The organism is Micromonospora sp. NPDC048909 (genome assembly GCF_040649635.1).
Classification (GTDB): Bacteria; Actinomycetota; Actinomycetes; order Mycobacteriales; family Micromonosporaceae; genus Micromonospora.
In genome coordinates, this window is the sequence record NZ_JBEZFU010000003.1 from 267,419 (window position 1) to 287,574 (window position 20,156).

At 73.0% G+C, this 20,156-nt stretch carries 18 protein-coding genes, 2 tRNA genes and 1 pseudogene; 12 read left to right on the forward strand and 9 right to left on the reverse strand.

Annotated features, from left to right (window positions below):
- The first annotated feature begins 103 nt into the window (after positions 1-103).
- From AB0C04_RS10565 to AB0C04_RS10595, 7 genes are all read left to right on the forward strand, one after another.
- Positions 104-3,109, forward strand: a complete 3,006-nt coding sequence (locus AB0C04_RS10565) for a UPF0182 family protein (RefSeq protein WP_357051375.1) — start codon at positions 104-106, stop codon at positions 3,107-3,109.
- Between the two features lie 190 nt (positions 3,110-3,299).
- Positions 3,300-3,809 carry a SigE family RNA polymerase sigma factor gene (locus AB0C04_RS10570; RefSeq protein WP_357051378.1) on the forward strand — a complete coding sequence of 170 codons (510 nt, stop codon included), beginning with the start codon at positions 3,300-3,302 and terminating at the stop codon, positions 3,807-3,809.
- Positions 3,799-4,716, forward strand: a complete 918-nt coding sequence (locus tag AB0C04_RS10575) for a hypothetical protein (RefSeq protein WP_357051381.1) — start codon at positions 3,799-3,801, stop codon at positions 4,714-4,716. Before AB0C04_RS10570 ends, AB0C04_RS10575 begins: the two co-directional genes overlap by 11 nt.
- A gap of 89 nt (positions 4,717-4,805) precedes the next feature.
- Positions 4,806-4,879: transfer RNA gene (locus AB0C04_RS10580), tRNA-Met, on the forward strand.
- A gap of 464 nt (positions 4,880-5,343) precedes the next feature.
- Positions 5,344-5,417: transfer RNA gene (locus AB0C04_RS10585), tRNA-Met, on the forward strand.
- A gap of 119 nt (positions 5,418-5,536) precedes the next feature.
- Positions 5,537-6,094 (forward strand): hypothetical protein, encoded by a 558-nt coding sequence (locus AB0C04_RS10590; RefSeq protein ID WP_357051384.1) that lies wholly within the window; start codon positions 5,537-5,539, stop codon positions 6,092-6,094.
- 155 nt (positions 6,095-6,249) lie between these two features.
- Positions 6,250-6,498 (forward strand): hypothetical protein, encoded by a 249-nt coding sequence (locus tag AB0C04_RS10595; RefSeq protein WP_357051386.1) that lies wholly within the window; start codon positions 6,250-6,252, stop codon positions 6,496-6,498.
- An 18-nt stretch (positions 6,499-6,516) separates the two neighbouring features.
- Here the strand turns inward: AB0C04_RS10595 and AB0C04_RS10600 are convergent, their stop codons facing one another.
- The gene (locus AB0C04_RS10600) at positions 6,517-7,851 is read right to left on the reverse strand and encodes an extracellular solute-binding protein (protein ID WP_357051389.1); all 1,335 of its coding nucleotides are present in this window, start codon (positions 7,849-7,851) and stop codon (positions 6,517-6,519) included.
- A 168-nt stretch (positions 7,852-8,019) separates the two neighbouring features.
- Between AB0C04_RS10600 and AB0C04_RS10605 the strand changes: the two genes are divergently transcribed.
- Positions 8,020-8,853: a phosphoribosylaminoimidazolesuccinocarboxamide synthase gene (locus AB0C04_RS10605; RefSeq protein ID WP_357051392.1), complete on the forward strand. Its 834-nt coding sequence runs from the start codon at positions 8,020-8,022 to the stop codon at positions 8,851-8,853.
- A 42-nt stretch (positions 8,854-8,895) separates the two neighbouring features.
- Here the strand turns inward: AB0C04_RS10605 and AB0C04_RS10610 are convergent, their stop codons facing one another.
- The 3 genes from AB0C04_RS10610 to glpK form a co-directional block, all read right to left on the reverse strand.
- Positions 8,896-9,618 carry a GPR1/FUN34/YaaH family transporter gene (locus AB0C04_RS10610; RefSeq protein WP_357051395.1) on the reverse strand — a complete coding sequence of 241 codons (723 nt, stop codon included), beginning with the start codon at positions 9,616-9,618 and terminating at the stop codon, positions 8,896-8,898.
- 173 nt (positions 9,619-9,791) lie between these two features.
- Positions 9,792-10,313: a pyridoxamine 5'-phosphate oxidase family protein gene (locus tag AB0C04_RS10615; RefSeq protein WP_357051398.1), complete on the reverse strand. Its 522-nt coding sequence runs from the start codon at positions 10,311-10,313 to the stop codon at positions 9,792-9,794.
- Between the two features lie 3 nt (positions 10,314-10,316).
- Complete coding sequence (gene glpK / locus AB0C04_RS10620) at positions 10,317-11,801, reverse strand: glycerol kinase GlpK (protein ID WP_357051401.1); 1,485 nt, start codon at positions 11,799-11,801, stop codon at positions 10,317-10,319.
- A gap of 99 nt (positions 11,802-11,900) precedes the next feature.
- Here glpK and AB0C04_RS10625 point away from each other — a divergent pair, with 99 nt between their 5' ends.
- Positions 11,901-12,839: a ribose-phosphate pyrophosphokinase gene (locus tag AB0C04_RS10625; RefSeq protein ID WP_357051404.1), complete on the forward strand. Its 939-nt coding sequence runs from the start codon at positions 11,901-11,903 to the stop codon at positions 12,837-12,839.
- Between the two features lie 73 nt (positions 12,840-12,912).
- Here the strand turns inward: AB0C04_RS10625 and AB0C04_RS10630 are convergent, their stop codons facing one another.
- Positions 12,913-13,374 carry an ATP-binding protein gene (locus tag AB0C04_RS10630; RefSeq protein ID WP_357051407.1) on the reverse strand — a complete coding sequence of 154 codons (462 nt, stop codon included), beginning with the start codon at positions 13,372-13,374 and terminating at the stop codon, positions 12,913-12,915.
- A 120-nt stretch (positions 13,375-13,494) separates the two neighbouring features.
- Between AB0C04_RS10630 and AB0C04_RS10635 the strand changes: the two genes are divergently transcribed.
- Together AB0C04_RS10635 and AB0C04_RS10640 are read left to right on the forward strand one after the other, a co-directional pair.
- Positions 13,495-14,619 carry a DUF5931 domain-containing protein gene (locus tag AB0C04_RS10635; protein ID WP_357051410.1) on the forward strand — a complete coding sequence of 375 codons (1,125 nt, stop codon included), beginning with the start codon at positions 13,495-13,497 and terminating at the stop codon, positions 14,617-14,619.
- Between the two features lie 80 nt (positions 14,620-14,699).
- Positions 14,700-15,353 (forward strand): response regulator transcription factor, encoded by a 654-nt coding sequence (locus AB0C04_RS10640; RefSeq protein ID WP_357052225.1) that lies wholly within the window; start codon positions 14,700-14,702, stop codon positions 15,351-15,353.
- A gap of 6 nt (positions 15,354-15,359) precedes the next feature.
- On the opposite strand, the gene AB0C04_RS10645 is transcribed toward AB0C04_RS10640, so the two are convergent.
- From AB0C04_RS10645 to AB0C04_RS10655, 3 genes are all read right to left on the reverse strand, one after another.
- The gene (locus AB0C04_RS10645) at positions 15,360-15,932 is read right to left on the reverse strand and encodes a DUF5709 domain-containing protein (RefSeq protein WP_357051413.1); all 573 of its coding nucleotides are present in this window, start codon (positions 15,930-15,932) and stop codon (positions 15,360-15,362) included.
- Positions 15,933-16,039: 107 nt separating this feature from the next.
- Positions 16,040-16,831: an ATP-binding protein gene (locus tag AB0C04_RS10650; RefSeq protein ID WP_357051416.1), complete on the reverse strand. Its 792-nt coding sequence runs from the start codon at positions 16,829-16,831 to the stop codon at positions 16,040-16,042.
- On the reverse strand, positions 16,831-17,829 hold the full coding sequence (locus AB0C04_RS10655; RefSeq protein ID WP_357051419.1) for an SDR family oxidoreductase: 999 nt from the start codon (positions 17,827-17,829) through the stop codon (positions 16,831-16,833). The genes AB0C04_RS10650 and AB0C04_RS10655 overlap by 1 nt, the downstream gene beginning before the upstream one ends.
- Positions 17,830-18,061: 232 nt before the next feature.
- Between AB0C04_RS10655 and AB0C04_RS10660 the strand changes: the two genes are divergently transcribed.
- On the forward strand, positions 18,062-19,261 hold the full coding sequence (locus AB0C04_RS10660) for a glycosyltransferase (protein WP_357051422.1): 1,200 nt from the start codon (positions 18,062-18,064) through the stop codon (positions 19,259-19,261).
- Here AB0C04_RS10660 and AB0C04_RS10665 read toward each other — a convergent pair.
- A pseudogene (locus AB0C04_RS10665) lies at positions 19,219-20,119 on the reverse strand (hypothetical protein). The gene AB0C04_RS10660 and the pseudogene AB0C04_RS10665 overlap by 43 nt on opposite strands.
- Positions 20,120-20,156: the final 37 nt, after the last annotated feature.

Sequence of the window (20,156 nt, forward strand, 5' to 3'; positions counted from 1 at the left end):
GACGGGTGGCGATGCGGCGTGACCGTGGGCCGCCGCATTCAGGAACACCCCGTACTCTGGGTGCCTGGTCGGAGCCGATCACATCGAGCGTGCGGAGCCAACAGTGGTCATGCGTAGCGGCAGCCCCCTGCCGAGGATGAGTAGGCGCGGTCGCGTCACGATCGCCGTCCTGGTCGGGGTGTTCGTGCTCTTCACCCTGCTCGGCTGGGGTGTGCAGGCCTGGACGGACTGGCTCTGGTTCGACGAGGTCAACTTCACCGAGGTCTTCACCGGGGTGCTCGTCACCCGGTTGCTGCTCTTCCTCACCGTCGGCCTCGCCATGGCGGTGGTCGTCGGCGGCAACCTCTGGCTGGCCCACCGGATGCGCCCGCGGCTGCGTCCACACTCGGTCGAGCAGGCCACCCTGGAGCGTTACCGGATGGCGCTCGGCCCGCGACTCGGCCTCTGGATCACCCTCGTCGCCGGCGTCGTCGGCCTCTTCGCCGGTCTCTCCGCACAGAGCCGGTGGAACCAGTGGCTGCTCTTCCGCAACGGCGGCGACTTCGGGGTGAAGGACCCGGAGTTCGGGGTGGACGTCGGCTTCTACGTCTTCCAGCTGCCGTTCTGGCGCTATCTGCTCGGCGTCGCCTTCACCGCGGTGGTGCTGGCCGTGGTCGGCGCGCTCGCCGTGCACTACATCTTCGGCGGGGTCCGGCTGCAGGGCGTCGGTGACCGGATGACCAATGCCGCACGGGCCCACCTGAGCACGCTGGTCGCGGTCTTCGTCCTGCTCAAGGCGGTCGCGTACGTGCTGGACCGGCGGGCCATGCTGCTGGAGTACAACGAGGGCGCCAAGCTCTACGGCGCCGGCTACGCCGACGTCAACGCGTTGCTGCCGGCGAAGGAGATCCTCGCCTACATCTCCATCGTGGTCGCGATCGCGATCCTCGTCTTCTCCAACGCCTGGATGCGCAACCTGGTCTGGCCGGGCATCTCGCTCGCCCTGCTCGGCGTCTCCGCGGTCGCGATCGGCGGCATCTACCCGTGGGCCGTGCAGACCTTCGAGGTGAAGCCGAGCGCCAAGGAGAAGGAGGCGCCGTTCATCCAGCGCAGCATCGACGCGACCCGGACGGCGTTCAGCCTGCAGGCCACGAAGACCACGCCGTACGCGGCGAGCAATCTCACCCCGCCGGCCAGCCTGGTCACCGACACCTCGGTGGTGCCGAACGTCCGGCTGCTCGACCCGCAGCTGGTCAGCGAGACGTACACCCAGCTCCAGCAGGTGCGTGGGTTCTACGACTTCGGTCCGAAGCTGGACATCGACCGGTACGGGGTGAACGGCAAGACCTCCGACTACGTGGTCGGCGTCCGCGAGATCAACTACGGCGAGCTGACCGACCAGCAGAACACCTGGATCAACCGGCACACGGTGTACACCCACGGTTACGGCCTGGTGGCTGCTCCGGCGAACCAGGTGGTCTGCGGTGGTCAGCCGTTCTTCGTCTCCGGCTTCCTCGGCGAGAAGACCCAGGAGGCGTGCTCTTCGCAGACCGAGCAGATTCCGGCCACCCAGCCGCGGATCTACTACGGCGAGCGGATGGAGGACGGCGACTACGCGATCGTCGGCCAGCAGGACCCCGAGAAGAAGGCCGAGTTCGACCGTCCGGTCGGTGAGGGCGGCGGCGAGTCCTACACCTACACCGGCACCGGTGGCGTCGAGATCGGCTCGTTCACCCGCCGGCTGCTCTACGCGATCAAGGAGCAGGAGTCGAACTTCCTGCTCTCCGGTGCGGTCAACGAGGACTCGAAGCTGCTCTACGTGCGCAACCCGCGGGACCGGGTGGAGAAGGTCGCGCCGTTCCTGACGCTGGACGGCGACCCGTACCCGGCGGTGGTGGGCGGTCGGGTGCAGTGGATCGTCGACGGCTACACCACCGCGGCGACCTACCCGTACGCCGAGCGGGTCAACCTGCGCGAGGAGACCACCGACGAGCTGACCGGGCGGGGCACCTTCCAACTGGCCCGGGAGAACGTCAACTACATCCGCAACTCGGTCAAGGCCACCGTCGACGCCTACGACGGCACCGTCCGGCTCTACGAGTTCGACGAGACCGACCCGGTGCTGAAGGCCTGGAACAAGGCGTTCGGCGGCGACCTGGTGGTGCCGAAGAAGGACATCCCGGCCGACCTGGCCGAGCACTTCCGCTACCCGGCCGACCTGTTCAAGGTGCAGCGCAACCTGCTCACCAAGTTCCACGTGACCAACCCGGGTGACTTCTACTCGGCCCAGGACTTCTGGCAGGTGCCCAACGTGCCGGACGCGCCGGACAGCGGGCAGACGCAGCCGCCGTACTACCTCTTCACCGAGTTCCCGGGTCAGGACGGGCCGCGCTTCCAGCTCACCTCGGCGGTCACGCCGAACGGCCGGCAGAACCTGGCCGCGCTGATCACCGGCTCGTACGTCGACGGGCAGCCACAGCTGGAGGTGCTGGAACTGCCCGACCAGACCCGGATCTCCGGGCCGGTGCAGGTGCACCAGCAGATGACCAACAACGCCAACATCCGCCAGCAACTGAACCTGCTCTCCTCGAACCAGGCCCAGGTGCAGTACGGCAACCTGCTCTCGCTGCCGTTCGGCGACGGGATGCTCTACGTCGAACCGGTCTACGTGAAGAGCAACCAGCAGGACGCGTATCCGCTGCTGCAGAAGGTGTTGCTCTCCTACGGTGACGGAGGCTCCTTCGTGGCGCTGGCCGACAACATCACCGACGGCATCAAGCAGCTCGTCGAGCAGGGCAAGCGGGCCACGCCGGGCACCGCGCCGCCGCCGACGACCGGCGGCACTCCGCCGTCGCCCCCCACCGGAGGCGACAACAACCCGCCGCCGCTGACCGGCGAGCTGGCCGCCGCGGCGGACCGGGTGCAGGCGGCGATCAGCGAGGTCCGGGCCGCCCAGGCGTCCGGTGACTTCGAGCGGTACGGGCGGGCGCTCAAGGCGCTGGACGAGGCGCTCACCGCGTTCCAGCAGGCTCAGGGGCGGGCCAGGCCGGCCGCGAGCACCAGCCCGGCCCCCAGCGGCAGCCCGCCGGCGTCGCCGAGCGGCAGCCCGCCAGCCGGGTCGGGCGGCTGACCCGCCGCGCCCCCGGGTAGCTCTCGAAGCCCCCGCCGTCGGACCGCATCCGGTCCCGACGGCGGGGGCTTCACCATGTCCGGCCCGCACGCCCGTCTGTCGCCCTTCCGACCGGGGCCGAGCAGCCCGCAACCTCGGGCACCGGTGCGCCGTCCTCACTGCAACGGGGCGCGGACGAGGGGGAACAGTCGTGAGGGACGCGCAGAGCTTCGACGAGTTCTACCGCAGCACCGCCCGGCGGATGCTGCGTTACGGCTACGCGGTCACCGGCGACCACACCGAGGCGCAGGATCTCGTGCAGGAGGCGTACGCCCGAGCCTGGCGGCAGTGGGGGACGCTTTCGACGCACCCGGCGCCGGAGGCGTGGCTGCGACTGGTGGTCGCCCGGCTGGCGACCGACCGGTGGCGGCACCTGCACCGCTGGCGGGGGGTGCTGAGCCGGACCGGACCGCCGGCCACCGCGCCACCGCCGAGCGAGGACGGGGTGCTGCTCGTCCGCGCGCTGCGGCAGCTGCCGACCGCCCAGCGGCAGGCACTGGCCCTGCACTACCTCTTCGACATGCCGGTGGAGGAGATCGCCCGGGAGACCGGGGTCGCCGTCGGCACCGTGAAGTCCTGGCTGTCCCGGGGCCGCGCCCGGCTCGCCGCGCTACTGCCCGACCTCTCCACCGTGGAGCTGGAGGCGAACGATGTCACCTGAACTCTCCGACCTCTACCGGTCGCTCACCGCCACCGCCGACGGCCAGGAGTTGGCCCACCCCGAGCTGGTCCGGCGGCGCGCCGACCGTCGGGCCCGCGTCCGGGTCGCCGGGACCGCGCTCGCGGTGGCGCTGCTGCTCGGCGGGGTGGCCGCCGGCGGCCGGCTGGTGTTCTCGGCGGACGGCCCCACGCCGCTGCCGCCGCCCGCCGACACCCCCGGCCCGGTATTGACCAGCCCGGCACCCCGCCCGTCCGCGTCGCCGTCGGCCTCGACGCCGGTGCCGAGTACGCCGAGTGGTGCGCCGTCGACGGCACCGACCAGCACCGTGCCGACCCGCCGTCAGCCCACCTCGATCCCGGACCGGGCGTTCTTCGTCCTGGCGGCCGCGAACCGGACGGGCCTGGAGACGGCGCTCGCCACGCCACTGCTGCCGACGCTCTGCGCGGCCCGCTTTCCCAGCGAGTCCGCGGTGGTGCAGCGCCGCGCCCGCAACCTGGCCTACAAGCTGGCGAGCACGCCACGGGGGAACGTGCCGGACGGCAGCTACATGCACAGCATCACCATCTATCGGCCGGGCCGCGCCGACGACGTGCTGCGGGAGCTGCGGCAGGCCGTCCGCGACTGCCCCCGGCAGGGGCCCGACGAGACCGGGGTGACCTGGCGGCAGCGGCTGCTGGACCCGGGGGAGTACGGGGACGAGTCGGTGCTGTTCGAGATGCGGGCGCCGTACCCGGAGGGCATGGGCGAACCGGGTGACGACCAGGTCCGGTTGGTCCGGGCGGTGCGCATCGGTGACGTGGTGACGGTGCTGTGGGAGCAGGGCTGGGAGAACACCACCGCCGAGCGCGCCCAGGTCGACGCCGACAGCCGCCGGGCGGTGCGGGCGATCGAGGACTGGCTCGACTGACGGCGGCCCAGGTCAACCGGGTTGGCGGCGGTGGGACGGGAGGTCGTTTTGCGGCGCCCCGGGTCGGTGCGCTACGGTTACTCAGCCGACGCGGGGTGGAGCAGCTCGGTAGCTCGCTGGGCTCATAACCCAGAGGTCGCAGGTTCAAATCCTGTCCCCGCTACGAGAGAAACACCGTTCAACAGCCCGTCCCCGGTCACCGGGGGCGGGCTGTTTCTGTTGGTCCCGGACCGGGTCTCCGCGCCCGAAAACCGTCAGGCGCAGCCGGCTGCCGGTCGCGGGTTCGTCAGCACTCGAGGCGACCACCTGACCCCCGACCGTCGAGAGTGGACCGCGATCGGTCGTGCCGTCGGCGTCGACGCGCGGTATCGGCTGGCGTTGAACAACGCGGGGGAGCGGCCCGTACCGGGACGGCGCGGGACTTTCACTCCGCGCGACGACGCACGACCGGGCCCGAGTGCCCGGACGGCCCGACTTCAGGGCCCGCATCCGGCCGGCCGGGTCGCCGTCCCGCTGCGGGGCCGGCCACCGGCCGGTCCGGCATCGCGGTCAGCCGGACCCCGATCCGGGCGAATAAGTGGGCCCGCGGATCTCGGTCAACGGCGTGGGGTAGAGTAGAGCTACCGACGCGGGGTGGAGCAGCTCGGTAGCTCGCTGGGCTCATAACCCAGAGGTCGCAGGTTCAAATCCTGTCCCCGCTACGAAAGAGAAGAACCCGGGTCCCGACATGGGGCCCGGGTTCTTCCGTTTCCGGCTCTGATGGGGCGGCGGGCGGACGATCGTCGCGCGTACGGTGTGGGCCGACCCGAAGGAGATTCGGATGGCCGTCCGACCGCGGCGCAAGCCCAACCACGCGCGTTTCTTCGCCCTGTTCATCGGGCTGATCGTCGTCGGCGTCGGCGCCGTCTACGGGATCCACTGGGCGGCGAACCCGTGGGCCCTGGCCCTGCCGGGCAAGCCGGCACTGACGGGCTACTGGCAGGGCGTCGTGCCGTACGGGCCCGGCGACGACCGGCGGATCGTCCTGCACCTGGCCGACGACCAACCCAGCGCGACCGACCGCTGCGGCAACTGCCCGGACCTTCGAGGCGCCTTCAAGGTCTGCCATGGGCCGGAGGTCGAGAGGTACGAGGTCTGGGGGGACCCGAGCAACTATCTCGGGACCCGCTTCTCGCTGCACACCCGTCCGGACGTTCAGCGGTCCGGGCCGAGACTGAACGAGTTCGACGGCGACTGGGACGCCGACCTGCTCAGGATCCGGACGTCCTTCACCACGCTCGCCGCCGACGGCGTGCTCGCCGGATCCGGTTCACCGACGGCCTCGTTCGAGATGACCCGTGCTGACGAGGCCGACTTCGACGACCCTTCGTGCCGGTGACGCGCCGGGCCGGACGGCGCAAGGAGCGTCGGGCCTCGGCCATCTCGCGCCGGTCATCCCTCGGCGGTGGGCGTCGGGGTTGTCACCCGCCTGCCGTCCCGCGCGTAACGGTCCACCGTGCTGCCGGGTTTGCGTTTCTCGGCGAGGATGTGGGCATGTCTTCTTTCGGTAAGTGGTGGGGCCGGCTCGGCGCGGTCCTCGGTACGGTGGTGCTCGCGGTGTTCGTACCGGCGGCGGCGTGGGCGTCGAGCGGGACCGGCGAGCTGGTGGTCGAGGCGGCCCGGCGCCGGTCGCGCGGTGGCTTCGGCTTCCTCGGTCTGCTCTGCTGCGCCGTGGTGGTCGTGGTGGTCGTGCTGCTGCTCCTGCGTATGACGCGTAACCGCCGCGGCGGCCCGCCGCGCTGACCCCGCAGCGGGCGTCGGTCATCCCGTCAGCGCGGCGTCGGCCTCGGCGAGGAAGCGGGTCGCCGCCGCGCGGGTGCCGACCCCACCCGATCGGACGCTCTCGGCGGCGGCGACGAGCAGGGTGCGGACCCGGGCGTGCCCCTTGGGCGGCGGGACGGGGGCCGGTCCGATGGCCGTGCCGAGGCTGGTGCCGAGGGCGGCCGCACGCTGCTGGGCCCGGTCGGTGAGGCTGCCCTCGACGGCCCGTCGGACGGCCTGGCTCGGGCTGAGCCCCCGCTCGTGGCCGAGGACGGCGCCCGCCTCGCCGTTGTTGGTCAGAAAGTTGATCACGTCGACCGCCACGTCGGGGTGCCGGCTGCCGCGGAAGACCGCCCAGTACATCGACGCCCGGGCCCACTGGGCGGCCGGGGAGCCGGGGAACCCGGCCAGCCCCAGCTCCGCCTTGGTCAGGCGTTGCAGCTCGGGCAGCTGGTGTGACCAGGCGAAGGACGCCGCGGTCAGCCCGGAGACCACCAACTGCCGGGCCGGCTCGCCACTGTCGGCCTGCTCGACCAGCGCGGCGGCCGGGGTGGCCCGTCCGGCGCGAGCCCGCCGCCACAGATCGAACCAGCTGACCAGCTCGCCGGCGCCGAAGCCCAGCTGCCGGCCGCGGTAGAGCTCGGCGCTCTGCCCGCGCAGCCAGAGCCAGAGCGCCCGGTAGTCGCCGGACGGATCCATCGTGCCGGCGACGCGCCCCTGGCTGGCTCGGGTGACCTGCTCGGACCAGCCGATGTACTGGGCCCAGGGCATCCCGGTGCGGGGCTCGGGCAGCCGCAGTTCGCGCAGCAGGTCCCGGTTGAAGACCACCGCCGCGGCCGTCTGCCCGCCGGCCACGGCCATCGTCCGGCCGTCGACCTGGCCGTAGCGGACCAGCCCGTCGGGGAGGCCGGTCAGGTCGAGCCGGCTCTGGGCGACGTGGTCGCTGAGGTCGAGGAGGATCTCGCGCTGGGTGTACTCGCTCAGCACGCTGTCGTCCAGCTGGATGAGGTCGGGCGGATTGCCGCCGACGGCCTGGGTGGCCAGCCGGTCGTAGTAGCCGTCGACGCCCTGCCAGGTGACCCGGAAGCTGACTCGGGGGTTGCGCTCGCTGTAGAGACGCAGCGCCCGTTCGGTCAGCTCCGCCCGCTTGGCGCTGCCCCACCAGAAGACCGACAGCACCACCGGCTCGTCGCGGGCCTCGGTGGCGGCCGGGCCGGCGCTGCACCCGGTGAGTCCGCCGGCGGCGAGGACCGGTGCCCCGAGCAGCGCGGCGAGCATCCGCCGCCGGCCCGGATCGGGGCCGGGGCCGGAAAGCGACGGTCGGGCAGTGGGCACGCGGAACTCCTGTCACCTGCCGAAGGCGGACGGTCGGCTCATTCACGCAGGCACCGCCCGAGGGTGTCAACGTCCGTCCGGCCACAGGCCGGGTCGCACAGACGTACGCATCGATGGCCTCGGCCACCCCTGCCGGGCGTACGCAGGCGACATGGTGTACTTGGCCGCGTGGAACTTCTGCATTCGGGCAAGGTCCGGGACGTCTACGCCGACGGCGACGACCTGATCCTGGTCGCCTCGGACCGGATCTCGATCTACGACGTGGCGCTGCCGACGCCGATCCCGGACAAGGGGCGCCTGCTCACCGCGCTCTCGCTCTGGTGGTTCGAGCAGCTCTCCGACGTGGTGCCGAACCACGTCATCTCGGCCACCGACGTGCCGGCCGAGTTCGCCGGCCGGGCGATCCGCTGCCGCCGGCTGGAGATGCTCCCGGTCGAGTGCGTCGCCCGTGGTTACCTCACCGGCGGTGGGCTGCGCGAGTACGAGCGCACCGGAGCGGTCTCCGGCGTACCGCTGCCGCGGGGGCTCGGCGAGGCGTCGATCCTGCCCGAGCCGATCTTCACCCCGTCGAGCAAGGCACCCGCTGGCGAGCATGACGAGCCGATCACCTTCACCGACGTGGTGGACAAGTTGGGCCAGGCCACCGCCGAGCGGCTACGGCAGATCACCATCGACATCTACCGGCGCGGCGCCGAGCTGGCCGCCGAGCGGGGCATCCTGGTCGCCGACACGAAGATCGAGCTGGGCTGGGCGCCGGACGGCACCCTGGTCCTCGCCGACGAGCTGCTCACCTCGGACTCGTCGCGGTTCTGGCCGGCCCGGTCGTACCAGCCGGGCCGCACGCAGTTCTCCTACGACAAGCAGTACGTGCGGAACTGGGCCACCGACAGCGGCTGGAACAAGCAGGCCCCCGCCCCGGACATGCCGGCCGAGGTGGTCGAGGCGACGCGGGCCCGCTACGTCGACGTCTACGAGACGCTCACCGGCAACCGCTGGGAGTGAGCGTGCGGGCTTGCCGCGCCGCGGCGTTGCCCGCCCGTACGGTCACTGCCCGATCTTGATGCCCGGCTCGCCCGACACGAACTGGATGGCCTGCGGCGGCTGCGCGCCCGGCCGGCTCGGGGCGCGCAGCATGCCGATCGGCAGGACCGCCCGACCGTAGGTGGCCTCCAGCAGCATCGCCGTCGCGGTGTACCAGGCCACCACGGCCGAGGCGATGAAGAAGTAGGCGCCGAGTGTGCGCCAGCCCGAGATGTCGGCGAGCTGGCCGATCGCCTGGGCGGTGGCACCGGCGGCGAGCGCGATCAGGGTCAGGGCGAGGCTGACGTTCTTCGCGAGCGCGGCCAGCGCGCCGGACCAGGTGATCGCCGCGAGGGCGATGAACCAGTAGCCGAGCGCCACGAAGGGGGTCGGCGGAGTCAGCGCCCCGAGCGCCACCAGCAGGAAGAGCACGCCGTAGGCGAGCCAGAAGGCGCCCCATATGCCGTGCATCGCGGTGGCCAGGCCGTCGCGGGCCCGGTAGGCCCACATCCCGGCCAGGAACTGCGCGAGACCACCCGTGAACGCGGCGAACGGAAACAGGAAGCTCGGCGTGTTCGTGTCGCCGTACCAGCCCGCCAGGTTCGTGGCAACGACGAAGGTGGCGGCGGCGAAGCCGAACAGGCCCAGGATGGACGGCGGGGCAACCGGCTGCAACGAGATCTGTGCGTGGTTTCGCCAGAATTCGAACTCGCCGTCCTGGGACGGCGTGTTGGCCATGCGTGGCATCTGAGCCTCCTCTTCCCGGCGGCGTCGCCCGGACGGCCGAGCGGTAGGCGAACGGCTACCCGGTGCGCGCGGTCCCACACCCGGAGCGGCCGGAGGCGGCCACCGCTGGGCGTGAGTGAGCAGGCCCGAGCACGGCGTGCCGCCGGCCTGCCGACTGAGTCGCTGCCCGCCGGTCAGGACGCCGGCGGGCGCCGCCAGAACTGGCGGGGGGCGTAGCCCTCGCGCCGCAGCCAGTGCTCGGTGTAGACGATCCGGTCGGCCTCGACCACCACCAGCGGCCCGTCGGGCGGCTCGTCCAGGCTGCGGGACCGCTCGACGTGATCCGACTGCCAGCGCACCGCCGGCCAGTAGTGGGCGAAGAGCGCATCGTCCGGGGTCAGCACCCGGGCCCGCCCGAACACCTGCGCGCCCCGACTGCTGGCCTGCCCGACGAGCGGCGCGAACACCCCGATCGACACCCGGGGGTCGGCGGCGATGTTGCGCATCTTCGGCGTGCCCGCCGCGGCGGTGAACAGCAGCGCGAAGTCGAGGTGGAAGTAGCGCACCGGCGTGGCCAGCGGGCCGTTCGGGCCCGCGGTGGCCAGCACGCACATGTTCTGCGACGACAGCAGGTTGAGGATGCGCTCACCGAGCCGCTCCGGGTCGAGCCGTCCGGTCGGGCTCGGGCCCGACAGCCAGGGATTCGTCACCGGCACGGCTCAGTCCGCCCAGTCGAGGGTGCGCTGCACGGCCTTGCGCCAGTTGCGCAGTTCCTCGTCGCGCAGCGCCGGATCCATCGCGGGGGTCCACTCGGCGTCGGAGCGCCAGTGCGCGCGCAGGGTGGCCAGGTCGGGCCAGAAGCCGACTGCCAGGCCGGCCGCGTACGCGGCGCCCAGGCAGGTGGTCTCGGTGATCTGGGGGCGGACCACCGGCACGTCGAGCACGTCGGCGAGGAACTGCATCAGCAGCTCGTTGCCGGTCATCCCACCGTCCACCCGGAGCCGGCGCAGTGCCACGTCGGAGTCGGCGTTCATCGCGTCGACCACTTCCCGGGTCTGCCAGGCCGTGGCCTCCAGCGCCGCCCGGGCCAGGTGTCCCTTGGTGATGTAGCCGGTGAGCCCGGCGATCACGCCGCGCGCGTCGCTGCGCCAGTGCGGCGCGAAGAGCCCGGAGAAGGCGGGCACCACGTAGCACCCGCCGTTGTCCTCGACGGTGCGGGCCAACTCCTCCACCTCGGGCGCGGTGGAGATCAGGCCGAGGTTGTCCCGCAGCCACTGCACCAGCGACCCGGTCACCGCGATCGCCCCCTCCAGGGCGTACGTGGCGGGCTGCCCGGCGATGCGGTAGGCGACCGTGGTGAGCAGGCCGTGCGACGAGGCGACCGGGCTCGCCCCGGTGTTCAGCAGCAGGAAGCTGCCAGTGCCGTAGGTGCACTTGGCCTCGCCGGGCTGGAAGCAGGTCTGCCCGAACAGTGCGGCCTGCTGGTCGCCGAGCGCGCTGGCCACCGGCACCCCGGCGAGCACCCCGGTGGCCGTGCCGTAGACCTCGGCGGAGCCGCAGATCTGCGGCAACATCGCGGCCGGCACGCCCATCGCGTCGAGCAGTTCGGCGTCCCAGTCCAGAGTGGTCAGGTCCATCAGCATGGTCCGGCTGGCGTTGGTCACGTCGGTGACGTGCCGGCCGGTCAGCTTCCAGATCAGCCAGCTGTCCATCGTGCCGAAGAGCACCTCGCCGGCCTCGGCCCGGGCCCGTAGCCCGTCGACGTTCTCGAGCAGCCAGCGCAGCTTGGGGCCGGCGAAGTAGGTGGCCAGCGGCAGGCCGGTGCGGGACCGGAACAGCTCCTCGCCGTACGCCTGGTCGAGCTCGCGCAGCTGCGGACCGGTCCGGGTGTCCTGCCAGACGATCGCGTTGGCCACCGGGCGGCCGGTGGCCCGGTCCCAGACCACGGTGGTCTCCCGCTGGTTGGTGATGCCGACCGCGGCCAGCCCGGCCGGTTCGGTGCCGGCCGTCTGCAACGCCTCACGGACCACCTGCTCGACGTTCGCCCAGATCTCCTCGGCGTCGTGCTCGACCCAGCCGGGGCGGGGGAAGATCTGCCGGTGTTCGCGCTGCGCCACCGAGACGATCGCCCCGGCGTGGTCGAAGACGATGCACCGCGAGGAGGTGGTGCCCTGGTCGATGGCGGCGACGTACTCTCCGGTCACGGCAGCACCGTACCCGCCCCGACGGCGGCGCGCCGACCGCCGGGAAGCTCCTCGTGGGTCGGCACGACGCCCGAGCGGCGGCCCGTACGATCTGCAGACGTGCGTGACATCGCCGTCTTCAGCGGGACAGCCCACCCTGACCTCGCCGCCGAGATCTGCACCAACCTCGGCGTGCCCCTGCACCCCGTGCGGGTGTCCCGCTTCGCCAACGACTGCCTGGAAGTGCAGTTGCAGGCCAACTGCCGGGAGCGGGACGTCTTCCTGATCCAACCGCTGGTGCCGCCGGTGCAGGAGCACCTGGTCGAGCTGCTGCTCATGATCGACGCGGCCCGGGGAGCCTCGGCCGGCCGGATCACCGTGGTGCTGCCGCACTACGCGTACGCCCGGTCGGACAAGAAGGACGCGCCACGGATCTCGATCGGCGCCCGGCTCGTCGCCGACCTGCTCACCTCGGCCGGGGCGGACCGCGTGCTGGCCATGACGCTGCACTCGCCGCAGGTGCACGGCTTCTTCAGCGTGCCGGTCGACCACCTGCACGCGCTGCGCGAGCTGGCCGGGCACTTCCGGCGCTACGACCTGAGCAATTCGGTGGTCGTCTCGCCCGACCTGGGCAACGCCAAGGAGGCGGCGGCCTTCGCCCGGATGCTCGGCACCCCGGTGGCCGCCGGCGCGAAGCAGCGGTTCAGCGACGACAAGGTCACGATCAGCGCGGTGATCGGCGACGTGGCCGACCGGGACGTCATCGTGCTCGACGACGAGATCGCCAAGGGCAGCACGGTGGTCGAGTTGATGGAACATCTGCGCGAGCTGAAGGTGCGCTCGATCCGGCTGGCCTGTACCCACGGCCTCTTCTCCAGCGATGCGCTCGGCCGGCTCAGCGACCAGGAGGGCGTGCTGGAGATCGTCTGCACCAACACCGTGCCGATTCCGGTGGCGAAGCGGGTGCCGAAGCTGAAGGTGCTCTCGGTGGCGCCGGCGTTGGCTGAGGCGATGCGACGGATCCACAACGGCGAGTCGGTGAGCGCGCTCTTCTCCTGACCTGCCCGCCTGCTCCGTGGACGTCCGGCGTCGGCGTGCCGCCGCGGGTCGGCTGCCGCCGACTGCGCGGGGATCAGTCGGGTCGGGCGGAGGAGGTCGGAGCGGTGACGGCGGCGCTGATCCGGACGACGGTGCCGGTCTCGCCGCTCTGCACCTCCATGGTGTCGCTGAGCTGCCGGGCCAGCCAGAGCCCCCAGCCGCCGGCGATCTCCGGCTCCGGGCGGCTCCGGTCGCCCAGTCGCCGGGCGCTGATGCCGTGCCCGTGGTCGGCGACCTCGCAGACCAGCCGCTCGCCCCGCTGCCACAGCCGCAGCGACCCGCGCCCGCCACCGTGCCGCACCGCGTTGGTGATCAGCTCGTTGACCGCGAGCACGAAGTCGTCGAGGCGCTGCCCGCGCAGCCCCGCCGCCCGCGCGCAGGAGGTGACCGAGTGGCGCAGCTCGGTCACCTGGGCCTGATCGAAGGCGTCGGCGATGAGGAGGGAAGGTTCGATGGGCACAACCGTACGCGGTGCGCTGGGCTCGGCGTTCGTCATGGCCCCGTCCCGACAGCGGATCTAGGAGTTATTCGCGGCATTTCCACCGTACGTCAGGGTTTCCTGATCTGCATCAGGCGGCCCCCCGTCCGGCGGACGCACTGTGGCATGGTGGCGCCCATGCCGTCGTCGCCGGGTGGGTTCGAGGTACCGCTCTGGCGTGCCATCGCGGTGTTCCGGGTGGCCTCGCTCGCGTACGTCTGCCTGCTGGCGGTGCGCGACGCCGACCGGTACGCCCACCCGCTCGCCGCCGCCGGCCTGGTGCTGGCGATGATCGTCTGGACCGGGGTGACCGCGTTCGGCTACGCCCGACCGGCCTGGCGGGCCTGGCCGCTGCTCCTGGCCGACCTCGGAGTGGTACTGGCGATCATGCTGGCCACCCCGTGGGTGATCGGCCGGTCGGCGCTGCACGCCGGGGTGCCCACCCTGGCGGTGGCCTGGCTGGCCGGCCCGGTGCTCGCCTGGGCCGTCTCCGGCGGCCGGCGCCGCGGGACCGTCGCCGCCCTGGTGATCGGCGGTGCGGACCTCGCCACCCGGGAGCGGGTCAGCCAGTCCTCGCTCACCGGTGTCATCCTGATCCTGCTCGCGGGGGTGGTGGTGGGCCACGTCGCGCGGCTGGCGGTCACCGCGGAGGAGCGGCTGCACCGGGCCGTGGAGCTGGAGGCGGCCACCCGGGAGCGGGAGCGGCTGGCCCGGGACATCCACGACTCGGTGCTCCAGGTGCTCGCCCTGGTGCAGCGGCGCGGCGCACACCTGCCGGGAGAGGCCGGGGAGCTGGCCCGGCTCGCCGGCGAGCAGGAGGCCGCGTTGCGGGCGCTGATCGCCGGCGCCGTCCCGGCCGGGGTGACCGACGACGGTCCGGTCGACCTGCGTGCCCTGCTCGGTCGGTACGCCGCCGCGACGGTGTCGGTCTCCGCGCCGGCAACCCCGGTGCCGCTGCCCGGGCCGGTGGCGCGCGAGCTGGCGGCCGCGACCGCGGCGGCCCTGGAGAACGTGCGACGGCACGCCGGCGGGCGGGCCTGGGTACTGATCGAGGACGAGGGGACGACGGTGACCGTGTCGGTGCGCGACGAAGGGCCGGGTATCCCGGACGGTCGGCTGGCCGAGGCCGTGACGCAGGGCCGGCTCGGGGTGGCGCAGTCCATCCGGGGCCGGATCGCCGAGCTGGGCGGTACGGCGCGCATCGTGTCGACGCCCGGCGCGGGCACCGAGGTGGAGTTGACGGTGCCGAGGGCCGACCGGTGACCGGGCCGGACGCGGCCGGAGCTGCCGACGGAGCGCCCGGGCCCGCGGGGCACGCCCAAGCGGGTGGACCGGTGCGGGTGATGGTGGTCGACGATCACCCGATGTGGCGGGAGGGGGTGGCCCGCGACCTGACCGAGGCCGGTCACCTGGTGGTGGCCACCAGCGGCGAGGGCCGGCAGGCGATCCGGGTGGCGGCCGCCGCCCGGCCCGACGTGGTGGTGCTGGACCTGCAACTGCCGGACATCTCCGGAGTGGAGGTGATCCACGGGCTGCGGGCCGCGCTGCCGCAGGTGCGGGTGCTGATGCTCTCGGCGAGCGGCGAGCAGCAGGGTGTGCTGGACGCGGTCAAGGCGGGGGCGACCGGCTACCTGGTCAAGTCCGCGGCGCCGGCGGAGTTCCTGGAGGCGGTGCGCCGCACGGCGGCCGGCGAGCCGGTCTTCACCCCCGGCCTGGCCGGCCTGGTCCTCGGCGAGTACCGGCGGTTGGCGGCCACCCCGGCGTCGGGTGGTCGCGACGCCGGGCCGCCGGGCGACCTGGCGCCGCGGTTGACCGACCGGGAGACCGAGGTGCTCCGGCTGGTCGCCAAGGGGATGTCCTACAAGCAGATCGCGCAGCGGCTCGGGCTCGCACACCGCACGGTGCAGAACCATGTCCAGAACACGCTGGGCAAGCTGCAGCTGCACAACCGGGTCGAGCTGACCCGCTACGCGATCGAGCGGGGCCTGGACAGCTGACCCCGGTCAGACCGAGTGCGGCGGTCGGGTCTCGTGGATGGCCAGCTCCTCGGCGCTCGCCCCGCCACCGGCCGCCCCGGCGTCGTGCGCCACGTTGTCGGTCTCCTGGTCCGTGTGCGCGCCCTCGTCCGGTTCCACGAGCCGGCCCACCGTCGCGTCGGCGACCGTGCCGAGCTGGCCGTGGTCGTAGATCGAGACCGGGGAGTTCGGGTCCGAGGTGGGGCCCGGGTCGATCACGTCGGCGTCGAGCTGGGCCTGCGCCGCGGCCTCGTCGCTGGTCGCCTCGGCCGCGATGTCCGGGTCGACCGTTCCGGCCAGCGGGTCGTCGACGGGGCGCTCGTAGCTCTCCCGCTGGAGCTTGTAGTCCAGCGACTCGCCGTCGAGCTGCTCGTCGGCGGTGGTCCCGAACCGGTCCACCGCGACCGGGGTGCGGTCGCCAGGGAGCTGGGCCGGGTCCGGACCGTCCGCCTCACGACCGGTCAGCACGTCGTCGTTGGCGGTCGAGTCGTCATCGGCGGTGCCCGGCAGGCCGTTGGCCTCCGGGTCGGACACGGGGGTCGGGTACTCGTCGTCGCGCATGACGGATCTCTACCCGCTCGACCCGCCGCTCATGCCGTGCTGTTGCCCCGCGAAAGCCACGAAGGGTAAGAAACCGCCCGCGGTGGGGTGGGCGGGCGCGGCGCTGATCAGAGCGGAGGCTGGTCGGCGGGGTGCAGGACGCACCAGACGACCTTGCCGTCCGGGACCGGGCTGCTGCCCCAGCGGCGCGCCACCGTGTCGATCAGCAGTAGGCCGCGACCGCCGGTCGAGGTCAACGGGGCCAGCCCGGCGAAGGTGGGCTGCCGCGACGAGTGATCGCGGACGGCCAGATGCAGCAGGCCGCCGTCGGGGGCGAGCCGCACGGTCATCGGGGTGCGCGCGTGCGCGACCACGTTGTTGACCATCTCGGTGACGGCGATGCTGCCCGGCTCGGCGAGGGCCGGCATGCCCCAGCGCCGACAGCCGTCGGTGACCAGCTCCCGGGCCTGCCGGGCAGCGCCGAGCACCGGGGCGAGGTCGGTGTTGAGCACCGCGGCCTTCGGAGACTCGGCCAGCGCCGCCATCGCCCCGTCGAGGGTCGGCCAGACCGGCACCCCGGCCAGCGCCGGATGGCCGGCCGCCGCGGGGTCGCAGACCAGCAGACCCGCCGCGGGCCAGTCGACGACCTCCCGGTGCACGTCGGCGAAGACGGCCCGGGCGGCCGGGTCGGTGAACCGCAGATCGGTCAGGTCGGCCACCACCGGGCCCGGACGCTCACAGAGCCGGGTGAGCAGCGCGTCGCGGACACGCCCGGTGCCGGACGGGTCGAGCACCCCGGTCAGCCGGAGCACCGCGCTCGACTCGTCCGTCTCGACCAGGAACTGCACGTCCGTCGGCATGATCGACCCATTGTGCACGTCGGCCACCGCCCGCGCATTCGACCGCTCGGCCCGGCTCATCAGCGGTCCGTCCGGGCGCGGCGGGTCCGTGCGGCCATCGTGCCGACCGCCGTGCCGGCGGCGGCGAGTCCGAAGGCGGCGGTCATCCGGACCAGTTGCCGTCGCCGGCCGTACCAGCCCCCCTCCCGTCGACCCTCCGCGTCGGCCCGGAACACGTTGCCGGTGCTGTCCGCGCGGGAGCCCGGCCCGAACTGGGTCCGGTGCGCGTACCAGCCGAGGGTGCGTTCGGCGAGCGCCGGTGCGAGCCGCCACTGGAGGCCGATCAGTCGTGCCGCGCCGCCGGCGTACGCCTCCCGGCGCGGCCGGCGCAGCAGCCGGACGATGGTCGCGGCCACCGTCTCGGGCGGGTAGATCGGCGGCGGCGGCACCAGCTCCCGGCCGGTGTGGTTCGCGGTGTGCCGGAAGAACGGGGTGTCGATGGTGGCCGGCAGCACCGTGCAGATCGAGATGTTGCCCCGGCCGGTGACCCGCAGCTCCTGGCGGACGGTGTCGGCCAGGCCGCGGATGGCGTGCTTCGTGGCGTTGTACGCCGACTGGTACGGCATCGCCACCTCTGCCAGCACCGAGGCGTTGTTGACCACCACCCCGCCCCCGGCGGCGCCGAGGTACGGCAACGCGGCCCGCAGGCCGTGCACGGTGCCGAGCAGGTTCACCTCCAGCACCCGACGGAACTCGGCGACCGGGATCTCGTCGAAGAGCCCGACCACGCCCACCGCGGCGTTGTTGATCCAACCGTCGATCCGGCCGAACTCGGCCGCCGCGCGGTCGGCCAGCCGCTCCACCGAGGCCGCGTCGGTGACGTCGGTCGGCACGACCAGCGCCCTGCCACCCAGTTCCCGGCAGCGTTGGGCGACCCGGGTCAGGGCCGACTCGCTGCGGGCGGCCAGGACGACGGCCGCGCCCCGGCGGGCCAGGGCGTACGCGGTGGCGGTACCGATCCCGCTGGAGGCGCCGGTGACCACCACGGTGGCCTCGTCGAGGCTGCGGCTGAGAGGCATTCTTCGCCGGTACCCCCGCCCGGGGTGGGTCATGCCGCCGACGTAGGTCGGATCAGCACAAACCATGATCATCGGACGGCGATCCGGGAGGCTGAAGTGCTTGTCGTGGCGCAAGCGTCCGGGGCACCTGCCGGGCTATTCCCGATCTGCCAGGTTTCGGCTTACCGGCCCCTGGTTAATGGGACCCTCTGACCGGGAGGACCACTGCTAGAAGATCGCATGGAGGTGACCCATGCGCGTCGGTCTCGTCTGCGCGCACGCCGACCCGTCCAGGACGACCGAGGGCCCTGCCGTCGGTACGCACCAGCACATCGCACGGGTCGCTGCCGAACTGGCCGGACGAGGCCACGAGGTGCGGCTCTACGAACGCCGGGATGATCCGGGGTTGCCGGAGACCCTGGAGGTCGACGGCTACCGCGTGGAGCGGGTGCCGGTCGGCCCCGCCGCGCCGCTGTCCACCGCCGAGCTGATTCCGTACGTGACCGGCTTCGGCGGTTGGCTGACCGACCGCTGGGCCGGTGACTGGCGTCCGGACGTGGTGCACGGACACTACTGGGTGGGTGGGCTGGCCGCGGCGCACGCCGTCCGGGAGACCGACATCCCGGTCGTGCAGACCTTCCACTCGCTCGGCGTCGAGCAGCTGCGCCACCTCGGCCGGCAGTACGGCGGCCCGGGGGAGCGGATCCCGCTGGAGCGGGCCCTGACCCGGGCGGTGGACATCGCGGTGGCCCAGTGCAACGACGAGGTCGACGAGCTCACCCGGATGGGCCTGCAACGCACCGCGGTGGCGATGGTGCCCACCGGGGTGGACACCGAGCTGTTCCACCCCGACGGTGAGGCGGCCCCGCGCGACCGGCGGGCCCGGATCCTCTCCGTGGGCGGCCTCTCGGCGGGGCACGGCCAGGAGGACCTGATCCAGGCGATGCGGCTGGTCGGCGACGCGGAGCTGGTGATCGCCGGCGGCCCGCCCGCCGAGCAGTTGGCCGGCCACGCCGAGGCCCGCCGGCTTCGTGAGCTGGCCGATCAGGCCGGCGTGGCCGACCAGGTCAAGCTGGTCGGCGCGGTGCCGCACGACCAGATGGCCACCTGGTACCGGTCGGCGGACGTGGTCGCCTGCACCCCGCACTACTCCTCCGCCGGGCGGGTGTCGCTGGAGGCGATGGCCTGTGGCGTGCCGGTGGTGGGCTACGCGATGGGCGGGATCGCCGACGCGGTGGTGGACGAGGTGACCGGGCGACTGGTCCCGCCGGGCGACGTACGCGCCCTCGGCGTCACGCTGCGCCGGCTGCTCTCCGACAACGCCGGGCGGTTCGCGTACGGGCACGCCGCGGTGGACCGGGTGCGGTGCAGCTACAGCTGGGAACGGACCGCCGGGGCGCTCGAGCGCCTCTACGAACGGGTGGTGGGCCGGCGCAAGCCGGTCGAGGCCTGAGCGTCAGCCGGGGCGACCGGCGCCGACCATGGCCTGGTCGCGCCGGCGGGCCACCGCGTGGTGGTGCTGCGGTTCGGCGTACCGGGTCAGGCCGATCACCGCGGCCAGGGTGACCAGGAAACCGACGCCCGCCAGCCACTCCCGGCCGGGCCAGATCTTGTCGTTGAGCAGCAGCAGGCCGACGATCGCCGCGGGCACCGCGCCGGCCGCGTCCATCGCCGCCACCGCCGCGGTGGTGGAGCCGCGCTGCATCGCCAGGCCGAGCAGCAGCTGCCCGACGATCGAGTGAGCGATCAGCAGATAGAGCAGCGGGTTGCGGGCGAACGCCTCGGCCGACGGCACCGAGGCCAGCGGGCGGGCGGCCACCGCGGCGGCGGAGAACGCCAACCCGGCCAGCGAACCGAGCGCCACCGAGCCGGGTGCCCCGTGCAGCCGGACCGCGAAGAAGCCGAGCACCGCGATCACGCCGAGCACCGCCAGCAGGGCGATCAGACCGGCCGGGCCGAGCTGCTTCGACGGCGCCGGCCGGGCGGCCAGCACCAGCGCGCTGATCCCGGCGAAGAGCAGCGCCAACAGCACCACCTCGGCGGCCGGTAGCCGCCACTTCAGCACCAGCACGCCGAGGATGGCGGTGACCCCGAGGCCGGCCGCCACGCTCGCCTGCACCAGGAAGAGCGGCAGGTCGCGGCGGGCGAGGAAGGCCAGCACGAAGCCGCCGACCTGACAGCCCAGCCCGACCAGGTACGTCCGGTGCCCGGCCAGGCGCAGCAGCAGGCCGGGATCGAACGTGTGGTGCACCGTGGTGCGGGCGGCGGCAACCGACTGGAGCAGGTTGGCGACGCCGTAAGCGACGATCATCGCCGCAAGGAAGCACCAGCCGGAGGAGACCACCTGG

Bases quoted from the DNA above. Each gene is read 5' to 3' on its own strand.
- AB0C04_RS10650 (WP_357051416.1), bottom strand. From the start codon at position 16,831: ATGAGCCGGGCCGAGCGGTCGAATGCGCGGGCGGTGGCCGACGTGCAC.
- AB0C04_RS10610 (WP_357051395.1), bottom strand. From the start codon at position 9,618: ATGCCACGCATGGCCAACACGCCGTCCCAGGACGGCGAGTTCGAATTC.
- AB0C04_RS10635 (WP_357051410.1), top strand. From the start codon at position 13,495: ATGCCGTCGTCGCCGGGTGGGTTCGAGGTACCGCTCTGGCGTGCCATC.
- AB0C04_RS10640 (WP_357052225.1), top strand. From the start codon at position 14,700: ATGGTGGTCGACGATCACCCGATGTGGCGGGAGGGGGTGGCCCGCGAC.
- AB0C04_RS10660 (WP_357051422.1), top strand. From the start codon at position 18,062: ATGCGCGTCGGTCTCGTCTGCGCGCACGCCGACCCGTCCAGGACGACC.
- AB0C04_RS10655 (WP_357051419.1), bottom strand. From the start codon at position 17,829: ATGCCTCTCAGCCGCAGCCTCGACGAGGCCACCGTGGTGGTCACCGGC.
- AB0C04_RS10590 (WP_357051384.1), top strand. From the start codon at position 5,537: ATGGCCGTCCGACCGCGGCGCAAGCCCAACCACGCGCGTTTCTTCGCC.
- AB0C04_RS10575 (WP_357051381.1), top strand. From the start codon at position 3,799: ATGTCACCTGAACTCTCCGACCTCTACCGGTCGCTCACCGCCACCGCC.
- AB0C04_RS10645 (WP_357051413.1), bottom strand. From the start codon at position 15,932: ATGCGCGACGACGAGTACCCGACCCCCGTGTCCGACCCGGAGGCCAAC.
- AB0C04_RS10595 (WP_357051386.1), top strand. From the start codon at position 6,250: ATGTCTTCTTTCGGTAAGTGGTGGGGCCGGCTCGGCGCGGTCCTCGGT.
- AB0C04_RS10630 (WP_357051407.1), bottom strand. From the start codon at position 13,374: ATGACGAACGCCGAGCCCAGCGCACCGCGTACGGTTGTGCCCATCGAA.